The 19,450-nt window shown below is 36.3% G+C and carries 18 protein-coding genes and 1 pseudogene; 1 reads left to right on the plus strand and 18 read right to left on the minus strand.

The window, feature by feature from the left end:
- Positions 1–15 precede the first annotated feature (15 nt).
- The 16 genes and pseudogenes from CYJ37_RS23325 to CYJ37_RS23400 all read right to left on the minus strand — a co-directional run bounded on the left by CYJ37_RS23325 (position 16) and on the right by CYJ37_RS23400 (position 15,437).
- The gene (locus tag CYJ37_RS23325) at positions 16–2,241 is read right to left on the minus strand and encodes a DEAD/DEAH box helicase (RefSeq protein WP_257964296.1); all 2,226 of its coding nucleotides are present in this window, start codon (positions 2,239–2,241) and stop codon (positions 16–18) included.
- A 42-nt stretch (positions 2,242–2,283) separates the two neighbouring features.
- Positions 2,284–3,390, minus strand: a complete 1,107-nt coding sequence (locus CYJ37_RS23330; RefSeq protein WP_101552208.1) for a hypothetical protein — start codon at positions 3,388–3,390, stop codon at positions 2,284–2,286.
- A gap of 86 nt (positions 3,391–3,476) precedes the next feature.
- Complete coding sequence (gene holB / locus CYJ37_RS23335) at positions 3,477–4,451, minus strand: DNA polymerase III subunit delta' (RefSeq protein ID WP_101552210.1); 975 nt, start codon at positions 4,449–4,451, stop codon at positions 3,477–3,479.
- Positions 4,448–4,687, minus strand: a complete 240-nt coding sequence (locus CYJ37_RS23340; RefSeq protein WP_101552212.1) for a hypothetical protein — start codon at positions 4,685–4,687, stop codon at positions 4,448–4,450. The genes holB and CYJ37_RS23340 overlap by 4 nt, the downstream gene beginning before the upstream one ends.
- A 338-nt stretch (positions 4,688–5,025) precedes the next feature.
- Positions 5,026–6,711 (minus strand): hypothetical protein, encoded by a 1,686-nt coding sequence (locus CYJ37_RS23345; protein WP_101552214.1) that lies wholly within the window; start codon positions 6,709–6,711, stop codon positions 5,026–5,028.
- A 16-nt stretch (positions 6,712–6,727) separates the two neighbouring features.
- On the minus strand, positions 6,728–8,515 hold the full coding sequence (gene ltrA, locus CYJ37_RS23350; RefSeq protein ID WP_101552216.1) for a group II intron reverse transcriptase/maturase: 1,788 nt from the start codon (positions 8,513–8,515) through the stop codon (positions 6,728–6,730).
- Positions 8,516–9,215: 700 nt separating this feature from the next.
- Positions 9,216–9,602: pseudogene (locus CYJ37_RS23355) on the minus strand (AAA family ATPase); the annotation flags it as partial.
- Between the two features lie 22 nt (positions 9,603–9,624).
- Positions 9,625–10,509 carry a ThiF family adenylyltransferase gene (locus CYJ37_RS23360; RefSeq protein ID WP_101552220.1) on the minus strand — a complete coding sequence of 295 codons (885 nt, stop codon included), beginning with the start codon at positions 10,507–10,509 and terminating at the stop codon, positions 9,625–9,627.
- A gap of 43 nt (positions 10,510–10,552) precedes the next feature.
- Positions 10,553–11,200, minus strand: coding sequence for a hypothetical protein (locus CYJ37_RS23365; protein WP_101552222.1), 648 nt, complete (start codon positions 11,198–11,200; stop codon positions 10,553–10,555).
- Complete coding sequence (locus CYJ37_RS23370; protein WP_101552224.1) at positions 11,188–11,559, minus strand: hypothetical protein; 372 nt, start codon at positions 11,557–11,559, stop codon at positions 11,188–11,190. Before CYJ37_RS23370 ends, CYJ37_RS23365 begins: the two co-directional genes overlap by 13 nt.
- A gap of 335 nt (positions 11,560–11,894) precedes the next feature.
- Positions 11,895–12,989 carry a prokaryotic E2 ligase family D protein gene (locus CYJ37_RS23375; RefSeq protein WP_257964299.1) on the minus strand — a complete coding sequence of 365 codons (1,095 nt, stop codon included), beginning with the start codon at positions 12,987–12,989 and terminating at the stop codon, positions 11,895–11,897.
- Positions 12,990–12,991: 2 nt separating this feature from the next.
- Complete coding sequence (locus CYJ37_RS23380) at positions 12,992–13,510, minus strand: hypothetical protein (protein WP_101552228.1); 519 nt, start codon at positions 13,508–13,510, stop codon at positions 12,992–12,994.
- Between the two features lie 11 nt (positions 13,511–13,521).
- Positions 13,522–13,857: a hypothetical protein gene (locus CYJ37_RS23385; RefSeq protein WP_101552230.1), complete on the minus strand. Its 336-nt coding sequence runs from the start codon at positions 13,855–13,857 to the stop codon at positions 13,522–13,524.
- A gap of 83 nt (positions 13,858–13,940) precedes the next feature.
- Positions 13,941–14,144 (minus strand): hypothetical protein, encoded by a 204-nt coding sequence (locus tag CYJ37_RS23390; RefSeq protein ID WP_101552232.1) that lies wholly within the window; start codon positions 14,142–14,144, stop codon positions 13,941–13,943.
- 102 nt (positions 14,145–14,246) lie between these two features.
- A complete protein-coding gene (locus tag CYJ37_RS23395; RefSeq protein ID WP_101552235.1) occupies positions 14,247–15,158 on the minus strand; it encodes a 5'-3' exonuclease in 912 nt (303 codons plus the stop codon).
- Between the two features lie 18 nt (positions 15,159–15,176).
- Positions 15,177–15,437, minus strand: a complete 261-nt coding sequence (locus CYJ37_RS23400; RefSeq protein ID WP_101552237.1) for a hypothetical protein — start codon at positions 15,435–15,437, stop codon at positions 15,177–15,179.
- A gap of 359 nt (positions 15,438–15,796) precedes the next feature.
- Here CYJ37_RS23400 and CYJ37_RS23405 point away from each other — a divergent pair, with 359 nt between their 5' ends.
- Positions 15,797–16,798, plus strand: a complete 1,002-nt coding sequence (locus CYJ37_RS23405; RefSeq protein WP_101552239.1) for a hypothetical protein — start codon at positions 15,797–15,799, stop codon at positions 16,796–16,798.
- Between the two features lie 109 nt (positions 16,799–16,907).
- Here CYJ37_RS23405 and CYJ37_RS23410 read toward each other — a convergent pair whose 3' ends face one another.
- The gene (locus tag CYJ37_RS23410; RefSeq protein WP_101552241.1) at positions 16,908–17,408 is read right to left on the minus strand and encodes a hypothetical protein; all 501 of its coding nucleotides are present in this window, start codon (positions 17,406–17,408) and stop codon (positions 16,908–16,910) included.
- A gap of 620 nt (positions 17,409–18,028) precedes the next feature.
- Complete coding sequence (locus CYJ37_RS23420; RefSeq protein WP_101552244.1) at positions 18,029–19,420, minus strand: DNA cytosine methyltransferase; 1,392 nt, start codon at positions 19,418–19,420, stop codon at positions 18,029–18,031.
- Positions 19,421–19,450 lie beyond the last annotated feature (30 nt).

Genomic DNA, 19,450 nt, shown 5'->3' on the forward strand with positions numbered 1-19,450 from the left:
CCTCCTTAAATAGTTTTAAGAAACTGAGAATATTTCTTCCCGCTTTGTTCCTGCAGCTAACATGTCAGCTGCGAATGCTTCATAGTCCAAATCCTCTGGTTCAATACCTTCATCACCTTCAAATTCTTTCGCCACTTGGGAGAAATCTAATTCTTGTCGGTCAATTGCCATATCCACGCCGGATTGTTTAGATAGGATCAAACCATGCATATTCACATCAATGGTATTTACTGAAATCATCCAATGAATATCGACTACTGATGTCTGTCCCCATCTAACTGCTCGAGAGTAACACTGCTGCAGCTTCTTTGCATTAAATTCCATATCATATATGAATACAGCCTTTGCTTCTGTAAGTGTGTAGGATTCGGCTCCGGTCCGTGTTGTCATTACAAGAATAGAGAGATTATCGTTCGGATCCTGGAATCTATTCATTAAATCAAAACGATATTTCATATCAACTGATCCATGTATATAACCTGCTTGTTTGCCTGGGATAATCCCGTCTAATAATATGCCTAACTGCTCAGCGGTTGCCTTATGAGAAGTGAAAATTAACATCTTCTTTCCAAGTTTCAGATAGCCTTTCGCTTTATCGATTAAGTATCTTATCTTGGTAGGCTGTTCTAATTTTGAAGGTTGATATTCCTTAAAGGTCCATGGACAGCTTGCTGCTTGTCTTAGTTTAGTTAACCAAGTACAAACCTCTATAGCATTTATTTGATACTTTTTGCCTTTCATAATTGCAGCTTCTTTTTTATTGAGCTCATTAATGTACCATTCTCTGAACTGTCTCAATATGTCCTCATAAAGCTTTCGATCTGCGTCTATCATTTCTAGGTGCCGCCGTATATGTCTTGGTTTAGGGACCCTAATGAAATTCTCTACATCTCTGTCTTGCTGGTTCTTCCTTATCATGAGTGTGTCTAACAACTTCCAGAGCTCTTCTTGATGTGAAACCCTGGCTTGAATAGAATCTGTCTCTAATAAGGTTTTGTTATGTCCCCCACCATAATAAATGCGAAAGTGTTCCGCTCCCATTTTTCCATATCCTTTGAATGGCTCTCTGTGGAATGGATTTTCAAAAGAGGATTCACAACCTGTCAACCATGCCAACTGCCAATATAAATCAACCGTTCCGTTCTCTGCTGGAGTACCTGTAAGTATAGTCCTTCTTTTTGTCTTTACCTTCCTCACAATTGATTTACTTCTTTTAGAATCACCGTTCTTTAGATAGTGACCTTCGTCTACTATGGCCGCGTCATAACCCCGATGAAAGTAAGAGGAAAGAGATTTTTTCCTGGATTTTATTACAGAAAATCCACAACTACAGAACATAGATTTCTTTTTCCATTGTTTCGAACAACATGGACACTCTTCTGGTAGTGTTTCCATGGTATATAGCTCGTTAGAAGGCTCTGCCTTTAATTTGCAATGGTGACAGTATTGAAGGTTTTGATTATAACTGTGCTTACTGTCACACTGCTGGCAACTACTATTTAAAACCGATTTAAAGGCAATCCGATCATGAGACCATTTTTCATAGCTGACTAAATGTATTCTTTTATTTGAGCTTAGATCAATAGGAGATTTAAGTTGAATATAATCATCTTCATAACCTAGAACCTTTATCTCTCTAATCCAATCATTTAGGTTTCGAGACATAGTTATAATAAGAATTCTTTCATTTACAGGATTTGAAAGAGCACCTACTAAGGATGTGATCGTTTTACCGAGTCCCATTTCAAAACAGAGAAAGACCCTTTCATTAGCCATCATTAATGCTGCGCCTTCTTTTTGATAGGGTGCAAGTATCTTCCCATCAGAAAGGGTGCCTCCAAATTGGTTTTCTACCATTTGGAGAGCATGCTTATATCTAGGTGTCATTTTGATTTCATCAATTGACATCTCATTCCTTCTGTGGCGTTTCTTTTTACTATTTAGTACATGCTGTACACTTTTAACTGAGTGAGAATCAACCTCTAAGCCCCAGTCTTTAAGCGCATCAATAACAGCACTATCTTCGAGCTTGTCGTTCATGTACTTTATCTGGTGATGCCAGGATAATGGGTTAATCTCTTTATAGTAGGTTTTTTCTTGACCTTGTTTATTTTTGATTGTGAAATGAAACTGTTCTTCATATTGATTTGAATAGTTCAAACACTCATTTTTCATTAACTCTTGAAAAAGAGATTCTGTTTTAAAATCTAACCCCTTGTTTGTATACTTCATACTTAACATAAGAAAAAGCACTACGAAAAAACGTAGTGCTCTTCACCTCCCTCAGTCTTTCTGCATTTGTCCAATTAGAGTCTTTGTATGTTGCGATTCCTCACAGCATAAAGTGAATGCAGACATTTTATTTTTGAAAAGGATCACAATTTCTTCTGAACGAAATAAACTGGCAGCTATTTCAACATACTCTGCGTTGAAGGCAAAAGTAAACTGCTCCCCTTCCACTACAACTCCTAGCTGTTGAGTGAGGATATTCTCCAGATTTGCTTTTACCTTCCCCTTCTCAGAGCTGATGGATAGGACCGGTCTATGTGGAGACAACTGCCTTGCTCGCCGGCATAATTCAATAAGCTCCATACGATCAAAAATCCACTTTGATTTAGCATCATCAAGCTCCGTATAAACACTATCTAAATCCGGATAATTCCCTTTCAATACTCGACTTACTGCAGTAGTGAGTCCACATTGAAAGACCAATAGTGTACGTGTGTCATTAATACCTATTGACACTTCAGCATCAGATGGAAAAATATTTGATAACCCAGCTAAACTCTCGGTTGGTAGGGAAAATTTTATCCCTTCAAACCACTTTGTTTTTTGAGATCTGATAACGATCGATTTATAACTATTACTGGCTTTGACAAATGTTTCACCTGTATCAGCATCCATTTCTAAGAACATCCCAGCTAAACAAGGGTTCTTTTTTGCTTGAGAGGAGTTAGCTAAAGCCGCGAACGGTGGTATTTCCTTAGCTAGTGAGTGAAGCACTCCTGGTGACCAAAGAACATTCTCGATCACCTCAGGTATCTCAATAAGCGGAGCTGTTTCTGCAATCGTTTCACAGGCAATTTGAGAAGATCTCCCCCATTTAAAAATGAGTAGACTTCCATCTAAGCTGACATTTATATCTTCCTCTGGAGGTAGAGCAGCTACTTTCATATCTAACTCCATTATGGAAGTAGCTAGATTTAAATCCCCCGTGATTTCAGCTTCTATCTTTTTTTCCACTTGAAGAACGTCTCCATTAAAAAAGAAGGAAACAAAGCTTCCTTCTGTTTTTATAAAACATGCTTTTTCTCCCATACGAGCTTTTCTAGCGCCCTTAGACATTGCTTTAACCGTAGACTGAAGCATTTCGCCTTTTACTTTAAACATGTTTATCTCTCCTTAAAAAATGTTTTTCCATACAAAAAAGCCCTTATGCGACTCTTAAAGGCTTAAAAATTCTTATGAATAATGTGTCAAATAAATAAAAGCTTATTTGCAATCTTCTCTAACGTTAAAATATAGTGACCATTAGATTTTAGTCTACCCTTAGACTGAATAATTTCTTCGATGATTTCTGCACTTTTGAAAGTTCCATACTTGTTAGAATAGGCCGCTAACAAAGAATACTGTTCTTTTAATCCTATTTCTCGATCAAGGCCAAAATTGATGACTTGTTGGAACCAAACTTGTAGCAGAGATAAACTAATTTGCTGTTTATCTTTGTCTGCAAATATAGCTGGCCAATGCAGATGAAAAGCCATCATCCCTTCGTAGGGTTTCTCAATAAAATGTACTAATGCAGAATAAAGCTGTTCCTTAGCTTTCAAGAACCAGTCTTCTTCCAGTATGACATCTATAGAAATATTTGATCTGATTTGAGAAAGAAGAAAAGAACTTTCTTCATCTAGACCTATTTTGAGCAGCTGTTGCCGAACTGTTTCATGGCTGATTGGTTGAAAATTATAGGATTGGACCCTGGATAAAATTGTATCAAGGAGTCGTTCCTTATTCTCAGTCAATAATATTGCCAATGAGTCTCCATTTGGCTCTTCCAAAAACTTTAATAAAGAGTTTGCTGCTTGAGTTGTCATCTTATCCACTTGCTCGATAATATAACATTTCTTATCAGATTCAACGCCCTTATAGTGAAATTCCTTTTGAAGCGCTCTTACTTGATCAATCTTTATAGATTGTCCATCTGGTTCAATAAAATGAAGATCCGGGTGGTTCATTGAATCTATTCTGGCACACTCCATACAATTAAGGCATGGTTTATTTTCTTCATGCTGGCTGGAGCAAAAAAACCTTTTGGCCATCCAAATTGCCATTGCTTTCTTACCAACCTCTGGTCCCCCTACGAATAAATAGGCGTGTCCAATCTTATTGTGTAAAAAAGCCTTTTGAATTAGATTACTAACCCTGGGCTGCTGTGTGAGAATATCCATCATGCAGTACCTCTTTCTAATTCAAATTCTAGTCCTTGAATTACTACAGAATAAGGGAGAGCCTCTCCGAATTTGTGGACAGCAGGAAGTATAATGCTTATGCCTCCTTGATAGGAATCTGCATTGTGCAACTGCTTAACTTTGGTCCATGCTGCATAGGCTTCTTCCCTGCTGCACCTTTTCTGTTTCCTACTTGTTAATATGTAAGAATGGAAAAAACTAATACTCCTCTCAAACATGTTATACTCCTCCTTAAAAAGTTTTGAGTGAAACAAAAAAACACTCAAGAAACAATCGAATGGATTTTGCTTTAGCAAGCACATTCAATCACTTCTTGAGTGTTTTTTAGTAAAGAGTTCATCCCGCTTGGGTTGAATAAATAAAAAATGTGTATATGAGATTATCATAACATGTATTGATTAATATGGAAATTCCTTTTAATCATCTACAGGTAAAAAAAATCATTATTAATAAAAAAACACTATTAATATTTGAATGGCAGCTGCCACCCACTATCAATAGTGTTTTGATATGTTTCTAAGATGAATAGTTCAACTCAGTTTTGATTTCGATCTCATTAAACAGTTCTTGTCTTTTGAAATTCCTGCACTACAGTAAACCAATCATCTTTTTCCAAAACTACTAATTTTAAAGCCATTCCCATAACTTCTTCTAATACCCCTTGAACTACGCTTCGATTGATTACCTTTTCTAGAAGCTTTACTTGGGGTTTTGTATTCATGGTTACAACCATAAAATCCGAACTTATTGCCCGAACTTCTGCATCCCTGAACAAAGCCATTACTTGAACTCTTTCAGCTTTCAAGGTTGAGAGTATGTCATCTCTTAATTTTGCATAGGTTTCTCGATACTCTTTTTTGGCAGACTTTAAAATAGTAAATACTTTATTCTGAACCTCATTTAAATGATTGCTCCGTGCCTCAGAATATTCCTCTGTTAATACAGTCTCCTCTTCACTAGGAGAATCAACTATTTGAATATAATCTGCACCTTCAGTAATATCCTTTTCCAATTGATCGAAGAAATTCACGTTAGTTTGCTCAGCCGGCACATCTTCCCCTTCTTTTTCTGATGTACTTGCTGCCTCAGAGCTGTTAAGTTCTGTTTCAATCATGGATAGCAGATCAAAGGTCTCTTGTTCAGCGGTATTTATATTAATTTCTTCCCCCTGTATCGTTAATTCGGAACCCTCTTTTGGCTCTATTACCATATTACTCTCTACAAATTCACCTGTATCACTATTACTTAATACTTTATCTGGTTCATAGATTCCGTCCATTTTGCGACAAAAATCATCTAGTTCTTTATCTTTGTCAACATTATTTCTCACACTATTATCTACCTTAGGCTCATCTTTCTTTGCTGGCTTTAGTTCTTCAGCAGGTAACATGGTAAGAGGAGTTTGTTCTACCTTTTGTTTAAGGGCTTCTATTTCTTTTCGTAAAGCTTCTAATTCACTAACATTGTTATCAGCGGTAGCTTTTATGAGAGCCACTTCTAAAATAATTTTGTCTTGCCCGGCATACTTAATTTGAGACTGACATTTAGAAAGTATTTCAATTATTGTATATGTTGATTCTATGGTTACTCCTTCTGCTAATTGTTTGAAGGATTGGTCTGTAAATGCCTTAGTGAGATTAGCTTTCTCTCCAACTCGGCGGTACACAAGAATGTCTCGGTAATAAGCTAGTAAGTCATCGAGGAAGAATTTGGGCTCCTTACCAGTTTCAATGATTTGATCCAAAAGATTCAATACTTGTGAAGTATCTTTCCCCTCAATTGCTTCTATCATGTTCCCAATAATAGAATGATCAACGGTGCCCGTTAATTCCACTATGTCCTGGACTGTAACAGATCCGTCCGCATGAGAAATTGCTTGATCAAGTAAACTTAAAGCATCCCTCATTCCTCCATTAGCTATCCTTGCTATTATAGCCAGGGCCTCTTTATCAACATTTACCTTCTCTTTTTCCACTATATAACTCATACGTTCTATGATGACTTTATCTGTAATTCTTCTAAAATCAAACCGCTGGCAGCGGGAGAGAATTGTCAATGGAATTTTGTGAGGTTCCGTTGTAGCTAAAATAAACATAGCATGTTTAGGTGGTTCTTCTAAGGTCTTTAATAGAGCATTAAAAGCCCCTGTCGTCAATAGCAATAGGTAAGAGTTTGAAGTTATCTCCGTCTTTTCCCCTGCTCCACACCGTACGTGCGAGTTTCCCCGCATACGGCGTTCCATCTGAATCTTATATCAATTAGATACTTTCAAGCTTACAAAGGGCTCTGAATTGATTTAACCTACGAAGTTGCATTGTGTTAAGGCTCAGAATCTTAACGTATTTATCAATAGTGTCTTGATTAGTAGCATGGATAAGTCTGTGTACAAGTTTGTGTACCATGACTAGATTAGTGAAGCTATCCGTACCACCTAATGACACTGGAACTTTATGATGACAGTGGGCAACATCAGCTGTAAGGAGCATATTCGTAATCGCGCATTTTCCTTTTTGCATTGAGTATCTTGATAGTCTATTGTCAAGATATTCAATTGAGCGATTCGGAATATTTGCTTTCATTAGCTTGACGAGTTCCACGTCCCATGCAAAGACTTTAGGAGTATCATATGGATTTAAGCTTTGTGAAAAGTTAAGGTTATTTGCCGTTCTTATGGCTGAGATAGGATAAAGATATCCTGCCTTTTTAAAAGCATATGTCTTTTTCTTCCTATCACCATATAACTTATGATAAGTTGACGTCTTTTCCACTTTAATATATCCATATTTAGCAATCCTTTTGAGTCTTCTTCTGAGTGTATTAAGTAAGTTAAATTCAATTCTTTCGAAGTCTTTAGTAACATGAGTAGCGTATTTGAAGAATTGCTGACTTCCTAGTACTACTGAGTTATAAAGAGCAACGTTTTCGGGAGTTGGGTGTTTTTTCAGTTCCTTAATTTGTTCTCTTAATCTCGATGTGATTTGTTTGACATTCCTATCAGCTACATTGGTTCTAGCCACATACTTTTTCTTCTTTGGGATGGCTTTGATTTTGTAGCCGAGAAATACAGAGCTGCGTTTTCTAAGGTTAATAACCTTAGATTTTTCTTTGGAAATGTCTAGTCGAAGTCTATCTTTCAGATAACCTTTGACCGCATGAAACCATTTCCAAGCAGTTTTACTATCTCTTGCTAGAATTCTGAAGTCATCTGCGTATCTCACTATATATCCCTCTTTGAGTTGGGAAGCTCTCTTTAGGTTGAAAATCTTAGCGTCGTTACCAGAATATTTATGTCTGGTCTCAAAAGTTTCCCATTGATTCGCTACCCACTGGTCAAGGTCATTAAGGACTACATTTGAGAGAAGGGGTGATAGTATCCCCCCTTGAGGTACTCCTTTTGATGAAATACCTTCTCCTTTTATTGGAGATTTCAACATTTTAGAGATTATTGCTAATACTCTTTTGTCCCTAATTCCAATATTCCAAAGTTGCTTAATTAAGAGAGTGTGATCTACGTTATCAAAGAATCCCTTTATATCTATGTCAACAGTGTAGTGTAGCTTGTTGATGTTAATTAGAGTTTGAACTCTAGCTACGGCATGTCGAGTTGAACGTAAAGGTCTGAATCCGTATGAATGGTTATAAAACTTAGCCTCGCATATTGGTTCAAGAACTTGTAAGAACAGTTGTTGAATGAGTCTATCCTTAATCGTGGGAATTCCTAATGGTCGTTTACTACCATCATGCTTAGGGATGAATACTCGTCTAATGCTCTGTGGCTTGTAATTTACTAAGGTTTTTCTGATGTTGGACAGGAAAGTTTCCTTGTCTTTTTCAGCTAAATTTATGATGGAGAAACCATCAGAACCTTTAGTTTTCGAGCCTGAGTTCGCTTTAATGTTCCTGTATGCAAGCATTATGTTTTCGTCTGAGAGAATGATTTCTAACAAATCCTTAAAATTTTCTCCAGTTTTGCTGGATTCATATAATACTTTTTGAATTTCCCCAAACTCATAATATTGTTTGTATCTAACGCCTTTTGTGCTCATAGGTGCATCACCTTTTCTTAGTGATATACTCACCTTCCTACCCGAATTATGAGCTTCAACTTGTTTTATCGTATTAATTGATTGTATTCAGACTTGGGACTATCCCTCCATTATGTTTCCATAACTTCAAAGGTACTGTGTCCCTACTCTCACAAAGATAAATGCATTTCGTCCATAAAATAGGACTTATAGCAACCTCCCGATGGTAGTCGTTTTTGCGGAGTTCTTTGCTTTCCACGTTCCGATAAGTGTAGCTGTACATATGCCTTTAGGTGTCCGCTTTGAGCCTGTAAGTTTTATAATCTCATAGCTGATTATCCCGAATTTCATAACATGCAATTTTACTTTTCGGTAACTTACCTTGCACTTGCAAGACCTATCTTTCGATTAGGTTAGTCCTCTAGACTCTTTCATTCGCGGGATTCGTCAGTCTCTTTATAGAGACATTCTCACCATGGGCATTTTATAGCACTCCGGCCTATCTCTCGTCATATCACTCGAACGTGACTTAGATTCGATTCAGCCGACTTTACCTGGCTTCATACTAATATAGATTCTACCAATCTATTTAGCATGCAGGAGTATCAAGCTGTCAGTTTTGGTCAGCATGATGACCTCATTCCTAACATCCACTTATCAGTTGTAACTTGATTAATTCAAGTTGACTCTTTTCCTAGCAAGCGCTAGTTATAGAGTAACGTGTCGCACGCATATGAACTTCATCTATTATATAAACCTTATACTTTCCATATACAGGCGTATATCCAATTTTATCTCTAAGCTCTCTAATTTCTTCCACACCATTATTTGAAGCTGCATCGATCTCGATAATATCTGGGTTACTATCAGAGCAGATGTCACAGGTTCCACATGGTTCACCATGTGAAGTTTTCTGACAGCTTACAGCTTTCGCAAATAGTTTGGCTGAACTTGTTTTCCCAGTTCCTCTCGGGCCGGAGAATACATAAGCGTGAGAAATAGAATCTCCATTGATCGCATTGAGTAACGTCTTTTTTATATGTTCTTGGCCAACTAAATGCTCAAACCCACTAGGACGGTATTTTCGATATAATGCTATATGTGTCATATTAATTCTCCTTAAAATTAAGTTATTTGTTATTCATAAAGTCGTTGTATTCTTTTACTACATTCCGAGGAATCCTTGTAGGATTTGCTCCACTTATACGTGCATTAAAATTAACAACATGACTTTCTATATCATTTGAATAAAATAGAGTATTCATGATGTTATTGGCTAACTGAGCAGCAAACTTGTTAGTGGCACATCGTTGAGGGTTATTTATTATGGCATCACCACATGATTGGCCAGGGAATACAGTTTCCTCATCAAGGAGAATGTCGCCAAATATCCTTCCTACAGGAGGTAAAATTACTCTACCGCGGCGTTTGTACCCTACTACAATTTGACCGCTAAACCCTGAAGTGGCCTCAATTGCCTTTTCTTCCAGACTATATTGAGATGTATGTTTCCCAGGAACCACATAAACGCCCTCCACCCCAGCATCTATGTATATTAGATCTTTTAAATAATCACTATAAAAAAATTGATCAAGCAATTGCCTCGTTTTATTGTTATCCAGCATACCTATAAGTACAGGAATAATATTTTCCTCTTCTGGGAATGTAAACAGCTTTTGAAGAAGCTCTATGCTCGTTACATACTCCGGTATAGACTGGACCAATAAATTGTAGTGTTCGCTATATCTTTCTCTCAGCGCATCCACTTTTAGTTCTCCGATATCTTCATCATCGAATAATTGATTGTTTAAATTCTTTTTTTCAACTATGTCTCCGTCACATAGGGAGATATGATAGTTAATGTCTGGGTTTGAATAATTACTCGCGCTCCGGTACGTTGCTATATCCTGACAAAGAGAGCGAAAGAAATGACTCCCATTTGCTCCGGCCCCTATTTGCACAATGAAAAATTTTGTTTTATTCCTGGCTTTCTCATTAAAAAGATTTAAAGTCATGGATGATCCTCCTAAAAAAATAAAGAAGGGAATAAGTCCCTTCTCAATTAAAAATTATTCGTTTTTCCCACTCTAACGGAAATGGCACAATTCGTAGAGTGATGTCCTGAAAAATCGTATCAAGTGGTATTGTTATGGCCGTATTATTAGCTTTAACACGAAATTTACATTGTGGTCGTTCTGTATTCAACAGACCAAATACTCCATAGATCATAAACGCTTTTTCGTCCGCGTCATCTGTACTTGAAAAATAGGCACTCATCGAGTTATGCGAATGGATTTGTGCAACTTGGATATATCGCAAGCTGTTTCTACCTAATAGGTCCTGGCTTAATACTGCATCAACCTTCACTTTCGATACATATTGGACAGGGCATTCTAGAAAATAGTTTCCCGACTCTGTATCAAAGAAGATCTGCAGCATCACTTCGGTATCCAGGCGGTCACAATATGCCTTAAAAAAGGAGTATATTTGTGAAAACATCTCCCCTGGAATTTTAGGTAATCTAAATTGAAACCCTTCCTGAATATCATCTAAAGTAGGAATAGATGGTGACTTTGCAATCATCTTTCCTATTTGTGATTCCCAGGCCTCATATATCGAACCGTCTGAGGAAGCAATATATGAGATTCCTTTTTTACTTGAGTCTAAATAGTCACGGATTTTCCAATAATAATTTATGAGAGGCATTGTTGGCTCCCCTTTGAAGCACCCGCAGCATCCGGGAACAAACGCTTGTTTTCTTTGTCAACATCCCAGCGTGTACGTGTAGCTGTGAACTGAAAAAATGACTTTTCTAGCTCGATTCTTAACTCCTCAAGTGTAATTTCCTCTTCAGGAACCTCTTCAACAAAGTCAGCCACTGTGAAAGACTCTGTAGCAAAATGAATAGTCCAATCCCCATTTACTTTTATTTCTTCTTTCGGCTTAGTTGCCTTTACCTGGTGGGACATCGTTTTAGCCTTCTGCTTTGGGAGTTCTGCTTCTCTCTTTTCAGATACATCCTCTACTCCCATATCAAAGATAGATAGTTCTTCTACTTTACTCATAATAATAAAAACCCTCCTTAAAAAGTTTTATAGCTAAAAGAGCAAAAAAAATACACTCTTTCAAAAGCGCTCAAATTGAAACTGCTACTAAAGCAGAATTAATGTGAATCACTTTTGAAAAAGTGTATTTAAGTAAATCTAAAACTCATCCCGCATGGGTCGAGGTAACAAATGAAAATGATATATCTTCATTATATACTATTTTTTTCATTATTTGTATCATTTAAAACAAATTTAAAAGCCCCCACTCTTGTTAGTAATTCAAGTTGAATAGGGGGCTTATTTATATTTTTCCTGAAACTATAAAAGGTAAACACTCAATTTCTTCGTAAGCCTTATAGCCCTACAAATTCCGAAAAAGTATAGGAAGAAGCTATTAACACTTCATCGTCAAACTCCTTCCCCTGGAACTGTTCTGTAAGTTCTCGGGTACCAGGATTAACATGACTGTTGTTAGGCGTACCTAGAAAAATGTACGGAATGTGTTGTAATTTTTGAAGTGAATTGATTTCATATTCACTGTAACTCCAACAAACTGAATGGTTAGAGTATACATTTGAAAATGGATATTCATATAACTGGGTTTTTTCATCAATAATCTTATCTTTCACACAAGCAATCTTTATGTTCTGGATCCTTGAGTTTTGAATTTTGAAATAGAACAACATTCCAGGATGCCCTACTTGCTTATAATCCACATCATAATATTTTACATTTAATTGACTCTTTGGAACCTCTAATACAATAGTCTCGGAAACTAAATCCTTATGATAGTAAATGACATTCTTAGGAAAGAAACCACTATGCAAAATGCGATTAGGCGCAGCTGTACTAAGTGCTTGCTCGATCCAACTCCCTTCCGCTTTGCTGGCTATTGATAAGAATAGGTCCTTTAGTTCCTCTTGTGAATCAGTCCCAGCAACTTTATCAGAAGCTGCTTTTAATATTTGTGACAATGCCGGGGTAGATAAATCCTTATTCACATGTGCCCGCTCCACCAGGAGAAGCAATAGATCACGGAATTCAATGACATCCCCTTCTAACACCTTTATGTTTTTGAAGGTTGATGAAAGAATGTTGTTCAGCCACTTTCCTTCGATATGTTCTAAATTTATTTGCTCTAACATCAATGATAGCAGCCTGACAAACCATTCATTTTTTTCAAGAGGACCTCCATCGTTTTCTTTCAATTTTTCTATCAATATATCCATTACTTGTTCAGGAAGGTTATCCCCCTCTATTGCAATAAAATTTTTAATAACCTCTATATAATCGTTCTCAAACAGATAATTTAAAATTTCATCTTCATGTAAAAGAGACATCATACTTCTAATGAAGTCATCTACTAGTACTTTTCTTCTTCCTGTTTGAAGATCTCCCTCAAACTTACGAACATCAACATTTTTACTCTCATCGATAGTGACCACCATTTTCACTGATCAACACTCCCCTCTATTTTCTGGAGTAGCATAAGAAGTTCATCCTTGAAATCCAGCATTTCACTAAAAAAGTCACTGAGTTCCAAAAAAAATGGTTCTGCATAGAAACCTATTGTGCCATCTGTACAAAACATCACATTTAAAGACCCGTAATCTCCATAGAATTCCTTATTTTTATCCAAAAGTTGATTAACTTCCTGATTTAAATCTCCTGAAATTAAAGGAATATGTCTAAACAATTCACTTAACTCTGAACTATAAAGTGTTGCACGTAGGCATTCACTTTTTAACGATTCATATGTTGGATTCGTCCATTGATTTCCTAACTGTACCATTTTAATTATCGTTTCCATATAATCCTCGCTAGCAAAACCATATGCATTGGCTGTATAAAAGTCCCAATCTTTATTAACACGTAGATTTCGTTTTTCTAAAAGCGTTTTAGCACATAACACTAAATCCAAAGCATATTGAAATACAATTTTTTCATCATCACTTACTGGTGGCAACATCTTAATCCCTCCTATATGAAACGCTTCTTTTTTGGCTTTGCTTTGTGCCAAATAGAACCTGTTAATTCTCGTGACATATAAAGTTCACGAAAGCTATTACCATGAAGATAGTAGCGCTCTGAAATTTCTGGTGTTGAATCTTCATCCCCTACTTCCATTGAAGGGATCCAGGAAAGCTCATCCTTCGCTAGTAGTAAATGTTTTCGTTCTACTCTTTCTATAAAGTCCTCTATTTCCCCGAACTTTACAAACCTGGAGAAAACAATTGTATTGAATACATCCATGATCTTTTCATCATCTGTTTCATAACAGCCTTCTAGCTTGTTCCATACGTTTTCTAGGTTCATATATTTTCTCCTCCATAAAAAAACACTCGATATGGTTGATGGATGTTTAAGCAACATTCATCACTCGTATCGAGTGTATTTAATCATATATAAGGTAAAGCTCGAACTTCCTTAGGTCGATTCTCAATTCCCGCTCCACCGTCTAATACTCTGTATTGGGGGAACTTTTCATAAAAGCGTATGGCAGCGGCTTCGAGTGAATTTGTAACAGCTGTTACTTGAGCATTATGAAATTGACCCGTTTCTTCATTTAAAACCACAAGCCAAAATGTCTTTAGCTCTACCATAATACTCAACTCCTTAAAGTATATCCGCTTTATTTTACCATTAGAGAAATATTCATACAATGTATTCTATTCTAATGTAAAATAGTCTTCTTACTTTAAGGTTTAGTATTTCGGGAAAGCCATTCCCAAGTTAACACAATCTTTTTTTAAAGCTTCCATATTCCAATGGTCACAGCAAATTTCCGCCGTGTTAGACAAAACATGCAGCTGATCATTCAAGGTAACCATTTTCTTAAATAGTAAACCTTCCTCTTTACCCTTGGCCAACTTGGCCTTATACCGGTTTAATTCTTTTGGGAGATTAGGAATGGCTTCCATAATGGCCTCAATGGTGCCAAATGTATGTAGAAGCTCCTTTGCTCCTTTCTCACCTATTCCGTGGATACCTGGAATATTATCTGCTGTGTCGCCTTCCATTGCTTTTAAGTCTATTATTTGTTTAGGATTTAAACCTTCATAGTCCTCTAGAAACTTCTTTTTATCGTAAAAGACATCAGCGGAACCTTTCCTTACTATTTGGATTACACGGTCCGTAATAATCTGAAACAAATCTTTATCATTAGACAAAGTATAAACCACCATATCTGATTGCAGCACCTTGGCTGCTGATGATATAAGATCGTCGGCTTCATAGTCACTATTATAAAATACAGGGACCCCCATATTTTTTAATACTTCTTCTATTAAGGGGAATTGCTCTGACAACTCCATAGGCTGCTGTTTCCGGGTAGCCTTATAATCACCATATAATTTGCTTCTGAAGCCCTTTCCTTTGTCAAAAAAAACTGCTAAATGAGTGATTTGTAATTCTTTCTTATAGCGGAGCATCATTCGTATAAATCCTTTTACCCCATTAGTGTGTACACCGTTAAGAGTCGTTTGTTTTCCTACGGGACTCATTGCTGTTGCATAAAAGGCTCGGTTTAAAACATTGTTTCCATCTATTAGCAAAGCCCTTTTATGGTCTTGTTTTGGGTCCTCTTTTCTTTCTTCTTCAAACAGTGATAGTTGCATTAATATTCCTCCTTGTATTTAAAATAAACTCATTTGAAGTGCTTCTGCTTCTTCAATTGTTTCATCTTCCTGAATCTCTTCAGTATGGCGTAATGGCTCTGTGATTACGGTCAAGGACAATAAATGTGACTGCTTTCTTATATAGCAGCGGCAATAATTCTTTGCCTCCGGATCCTCCTGTACACATATTTGTCCCATGTCACATAAATTCCAACTAGCACAACATGAAAATCCAGCCTTGCTAAATCCCCTAACTGTCGTTCCCGCTTTTGGCTTCATTGCTCTTCTCCTTAAAAAGTAAATTAAATGCAAAAAAGCTCATATTGAAACACCAATGAAAGTGAATTTTCTTCAATGGGTCTCAAAATGAGCTTTTATAAAAAAGTGCTTGTCCTGCATAGGTCAAGTTAATGGGAAAAAGAATATAAGAATATTATACCATCATTAGGATAATTTTCTATAATTATCTTATTAGCCATGATATGATACTTTTATAAACTTGTTTCTTTTATTTCGCCCTCGGGGGAGAAATCTCTTACTTTTTTAAGCATTCTTTTGAATGGTTTAATCTGTCTAAATGACAAATACCATTGAAAAGAATGCTTTTTTTATAATGACTTTTAAGGAGTGATAAATCAGTGAAAAAATTAAGATTAATTTTAGTCTGGGCAGTTCTTGCTTATCCTATCACCTGGATTTTTCAAAAGGTAGTAGGCATCCCAATATTTGATTCCTATCATGAAATTCTTTACAGCGGATACGTCATTCTTTATGCATGTTGGGACTGGCTGCTTATTTTATTTCTAACTTACATATTTAATCGGAACATCGTTCAAATTAAATATGATACTTTAGAAAAAATCAGACAATCAAGATTTCATGCTGAAGTAGATCGTTGGTTTGATACACCATATATTCCGCCTCTGATGATGTACTATCTATTAAACCCACCACAATCAGTCAGTACAGATATTTATAAAAGCGTATCTAACCGATTCTATCAATTAGTGGTCTTTGCTTTTCGCGATCGGGTATTTATAAATGGCCAAAGTTCTTCCTACTATCCAGCTGCGAGGAAGTCTCATTGGAGGATAATTGGATTAAAGGAATTTCTAAAAACAAGTTTAGTATCCATATTGATTGTTGGATGGTTCGCAAGTGTAACCATCAATGATCCAGAAAGTTGGTTATTTGGAAATGAGAGGTTTTCTATACCAGTTGTAATTTTCTTAGGATTGTATGTAGCCATGAAAATTCAAGCCTACTTAGAAATGTCTTATAACAAATTAGATGTTGTTATTGAAGATCACTTTGGTGAAAAAGAGCCAAAAGTATCATGGCCAGAAGTATTTCCGGACCAACCAAAGGGGAAGGTTATAACTGCTGCATGGCAAGCTGAGACTGAGAAGCGTCAAAGGTATACAAATTTAATTAAAGAGCAACAGCTATACAATAATCCGAATTATAGAAATCATGCCTTAGCACCGTATCCTTATCCTTCTGATTCAATTCCCGAATGGGCAGAAAACATTGAAATCCCAGCACCTCTAGAAAAGACCCCTTCCATGAACGGAAAAAGCAAGAAGAATAATAAAGTGACCAAAGGCAATGTTGTAAACTTTAGGAGAAGAGAATCTTAAGAGTAAAATAATATATAAATTAAAAAAGGCCTTGATTCTATTTCAAGGTCTTTTTTGATTGCTGCTTATATCATTTTAAAACTTCAAGATGATGGTCTAGGCTGATAGCTCAACTTAAATATTGAAGGTATCTCTCGGTTTGCTGTTTAAGTGATCGATAAGTTTCCTTTTCCAATTGTAAAAGTAATTGTTCAGCTTTGTGAATGACGGAAGAAATGAGGAATTCATTTTCTATCACCCAATGGTAATATAAAATTTTCACCGAATCATCTGCAAATGAAAAGTCGATAGGTATTTCAAAGTTTCTAATTGCTTCTTGTCTAGCAACAAAAAAAACATCCAAATTAAAATAGCCGCTCCATTTATTGACTTGGAATTCTTCCCTAAAGCTTACAATCGCTCTGGAGTTTATATCCTGCTGTATCGTAAAATCATATGCCTCTCCATTGACGACTGTATTTATTTGTATTGGTATATCTTCAATTTCTTTTACTTGTATCTCTTGAAGTTCTTTCTTAGGAACGGGTACAGGTCCTTCAATATGTGCTGACCGGTATTCAATCCCATTGAAATTTAAATATATCAACCCATTCTCACGAATAATATCCATTAATATCCCACCTTCAGAGAAACTTTCTTACCGGAAGTATAGACTTTTCCGACATTTAATAAACATGTTATCCCCTTGTTTATATCATATAAAGAAACACCAGTAAAGAACATACGTTCTGTTTTTGTTCTGGTTGTGGTATGTATTTTTTTATATTCTTGACGCCTTTTATAAACTATGATAATTTTTAACTACTCCTTAAAAAGTTTTCTATCTCGTTTGAGCAAAAAAACTTTTTACGAAATGCCCATGCAGCGGGAACTGCATGGGCATTTGTCGTTTTTATAGGCCAGCAAGCCTTCCGGCTAAAAAAATTGCAAAAAGGCTGCAGACGCTAAATGTATAAGCCACGATCCTAAATGGAATGACATTTGATGTCTTTGTACTTAAAAACACCGTAACAGATGCTAAGACATATAATACAATTGATACTCCCATATAAAATATGACAAGATGAATAACCATTCTTTATCCTCCCTTCTCTAAAAAAAACACCCCTAATGGCCTTCTTGTAAAAGAAAGTTCACTAGGGGTGTTCCCTTATCATTAAATTTAATTAATATTATTTTAGCCATTCAATCCCTTTATTTCAATACATGGCCAATATTTTTAAGTTAAATTTATATCAATAGCTGTAACTGACCGTCACTCTTTACTCCATAACCCTGGATTTTTTTTGATACGGGCTTTATTTTATCTTTGATTTTCATAAAAGAGAAAGCCAAACGATTAGCAATGGCTTTAACTACCCGACAATCAATACTTTGGCCTAATAACTCATAGGTACGTATTTTTTGTAGATGTTTCGTCAATTGAAACCACTTTGGAACGGCTAAAATCTTTTTGATTTCTTCAATAGTTAGGAACCTCCAGCTCTTTTTATCCTCGCTTAATACATAGCTGGAGGAGGCACTATGACTCGTATACCTTTTGGGTAAGCAGGCAATCCTTTCAGCTTCCTTCGATACGAAAGTTAAATCTAAAGATCTTTCTGCCCAGGCTGTGCGACTATTAAACGAGGTCATCCAGTCATCAACAGATTTCCATTCATGAGTCACCCCTGCTGGTTCCAAAAAGTCTTTGAGTTTTTTTCTTTTCATTTTTTGAGGAGCTGGAAAGCGAAATTCATTGAATTGATCCTCACTTTTAAATGAACATACATAAGTTCTCTTTCTATTCGCAATGCTTCCAAAATCCCAGGCATCTAAATCTTTTTGGACCCAGAAAGGATAGTCTTCACTCAATAAATCTTTAAGGAGGTTCCAGGACTCTGATTTATAAAAGTTAGGAACATTCTCAAAAAATAATGCTTCTGCTTGAGATGTTTTGATTATTTTAGCTGTAGCCAAAATCAAATCATTTACCACATTCCCGCTCAGATCACCTAAATTACTGTGCTCATTACATGGAAGTGTAACCATAGCAATGTCTGACTTATAAACTTGATGGCAGTCAGCCATATTCCCATTAAAAACATATGAGTTTGGAAAGTTATGCAGCAGTACTTCCGCTGAATCCTCCTCGAGCTCTACCTCTTGAATAGCAGAGTAATAATTGGTGTCCACAAATGCTGCAGTACCTATGCCTGCTCCAGCTGCAATACTTAATAGCCGGATCCGCTCATCTTTTACTGCAGGAAGAGTTTCATTTTCGAAAAGGTTATATTTGAGCGGTTCAATAACAATTTGGCTTTTGTTCCCCTTTTTAAATACGCTAATTTCTATCTTTTGCTTCACATCTATAATGGTGGCGTACTTATCCCCTGCTGTATCAATAAGAGGACGTCTTTCCCCGCTTATTTTGCTTACCCTAGAAGCCACTTTGATCGTATGAGCTGCTTCTGATGGATAGTTTTGAATAACGATCTTCTCGTCATACTCATTTATTGAGATATAAAGGTTTTCTCCTGGATTTAGTCCGGCTGCTTCGCAAACGATATGTTGCAAAAAAAGCCTCGGTTTTCTAGCTTTGTTAGAAACTGTATAAACTTTCTTCAGTTTTAGATTCATCATTTACTCCTCCAATTGATTGTATTGTCCACA

Origin of the sequence: Bacillus sp. UMB0728 (assembly GCF_002858875.1) — a bacterium.
GTDB classification, from domain to species: domain Bacteria; phylum Bacillota; class Bacilli; order Bacillales; family Cytobacillaceae; genus Bacillus_AB; species Bacillus_AB infantis.

Coding starts and splice junctions, on each gene's coding strand:
- holB (WP_101552210.1), bottom strand. CDS start 4,451: ATGATGGATATTCTCACACAGCAGCCCAGGGTTAGTAATCTAATTCAA.
- CYJ37_RS23345 (WP_101552214.1), bottom strand. CDS start 6,711: ATGGAACGCCGTATGCGGGGAAACTCGCACGTACGGTGTGGAGCAGGG.
- CYJ37_RS23395 (WP_101552235.1), bottom strand. CDS start 15,158: ATGCAACTATCACTGTTTGAAGAAGAAAGAAAAGAGGACCCAAAACAA.
- CYJ37_RS23410 (WP_101552241.1), bottom strand. CDS start 17,408: ATGGATATTATTCGTGAGAATGGGTTGATATATTTAAATTTCAATGGG.
- CYJ37_RS23330 (WP_101552208.1), bottom strand. CDS start 3,390: ATGTTTAAAGTAAAAGGCGAAATGCTTCAGTCTACGGTTAAAGCAATG.
- CYJ37_RS23325 (WP_257964296.1), bottom strand. CDS start 2,241: ATGTTAAGTATGAAGTATACAAACAAGGGGTTAGATTTTAAAACAGAA.
- CYJ37_RS23385 (WP_101552230.1), bottom strand. CDS start 13,857: ATGAACCTAGAAAACGTATGGAACAAGCTAGAAGGCTGTTATGAAACA.
- CYJ37_RS23420 (WP_101552244.1), bottom strand. CDS start 19,420: ATGATGAATCTAAAACTGAAGAAAGTTTATACAGTTTCTAACAAAGCT.
- CYJ37_RS23400 (WP_101552237.1), bottom strand. CDS start 15,437: ATGAAGCCAAAAGCGGGAACGACAGTTAGGGGATTTAGCAAGGCTGGA.
- CYJ37_RS23365 (WP_101552222.1), bottom strand. CDS start 11,200: ATGCCTCTCATAAATTATTATTGGAAAATCCGTGACTATTTAGACTCA.
- CYJ37_RS23390 (WP_101552232.1), bottom strand. CDS start 14,144: ATGGTAGAGCTAAAGACATTTTGGCTTGTGGTTTTAAATGAAGAAACG.
- CYJ37_RS23360 (WP_101552220.1), bottom strand. CDS start 10,509: ATGACTTTAAATCTTTTTAATGAGAAAGCCAGGAATAAAACAAAATTT.
- ltrA (WP_101552216.1), bottom strand. CDS start 8,515: ATGAGCACAAAAGGCGTTAGATACAAACAATATTATGAGTTTGGGGAA.
- CYJ37_RS23340 (WP_101552212.1), bottom strand. CDS start 4,687: ATGTTTGAGAGGAGTATTAGTTTTTTCCATTCTTACATATTAACAAGT.
- CYJ37_RS23370 (WP_101552224.1), bottom strand. CDS start 11,559: ATGAGTAAAGTAGAAGAACTATCTATCTTTGATATGGGAGTAGAGGAT.
- CYJ37_RS23375 (WP_257964299.1), bottom strand. CDS start 12,989: ATGGTGGTCACTATCGATGAGAGTAAAAATGTTGATGTTCGTAAGTTT.
- CYJ37_RS23380 (WP_101552228.1), bottom strand. CDS start 13,510: ATGTTGCCACCAGTAAGTGATGATGAAAAAATTGTATTTCAATATGCT.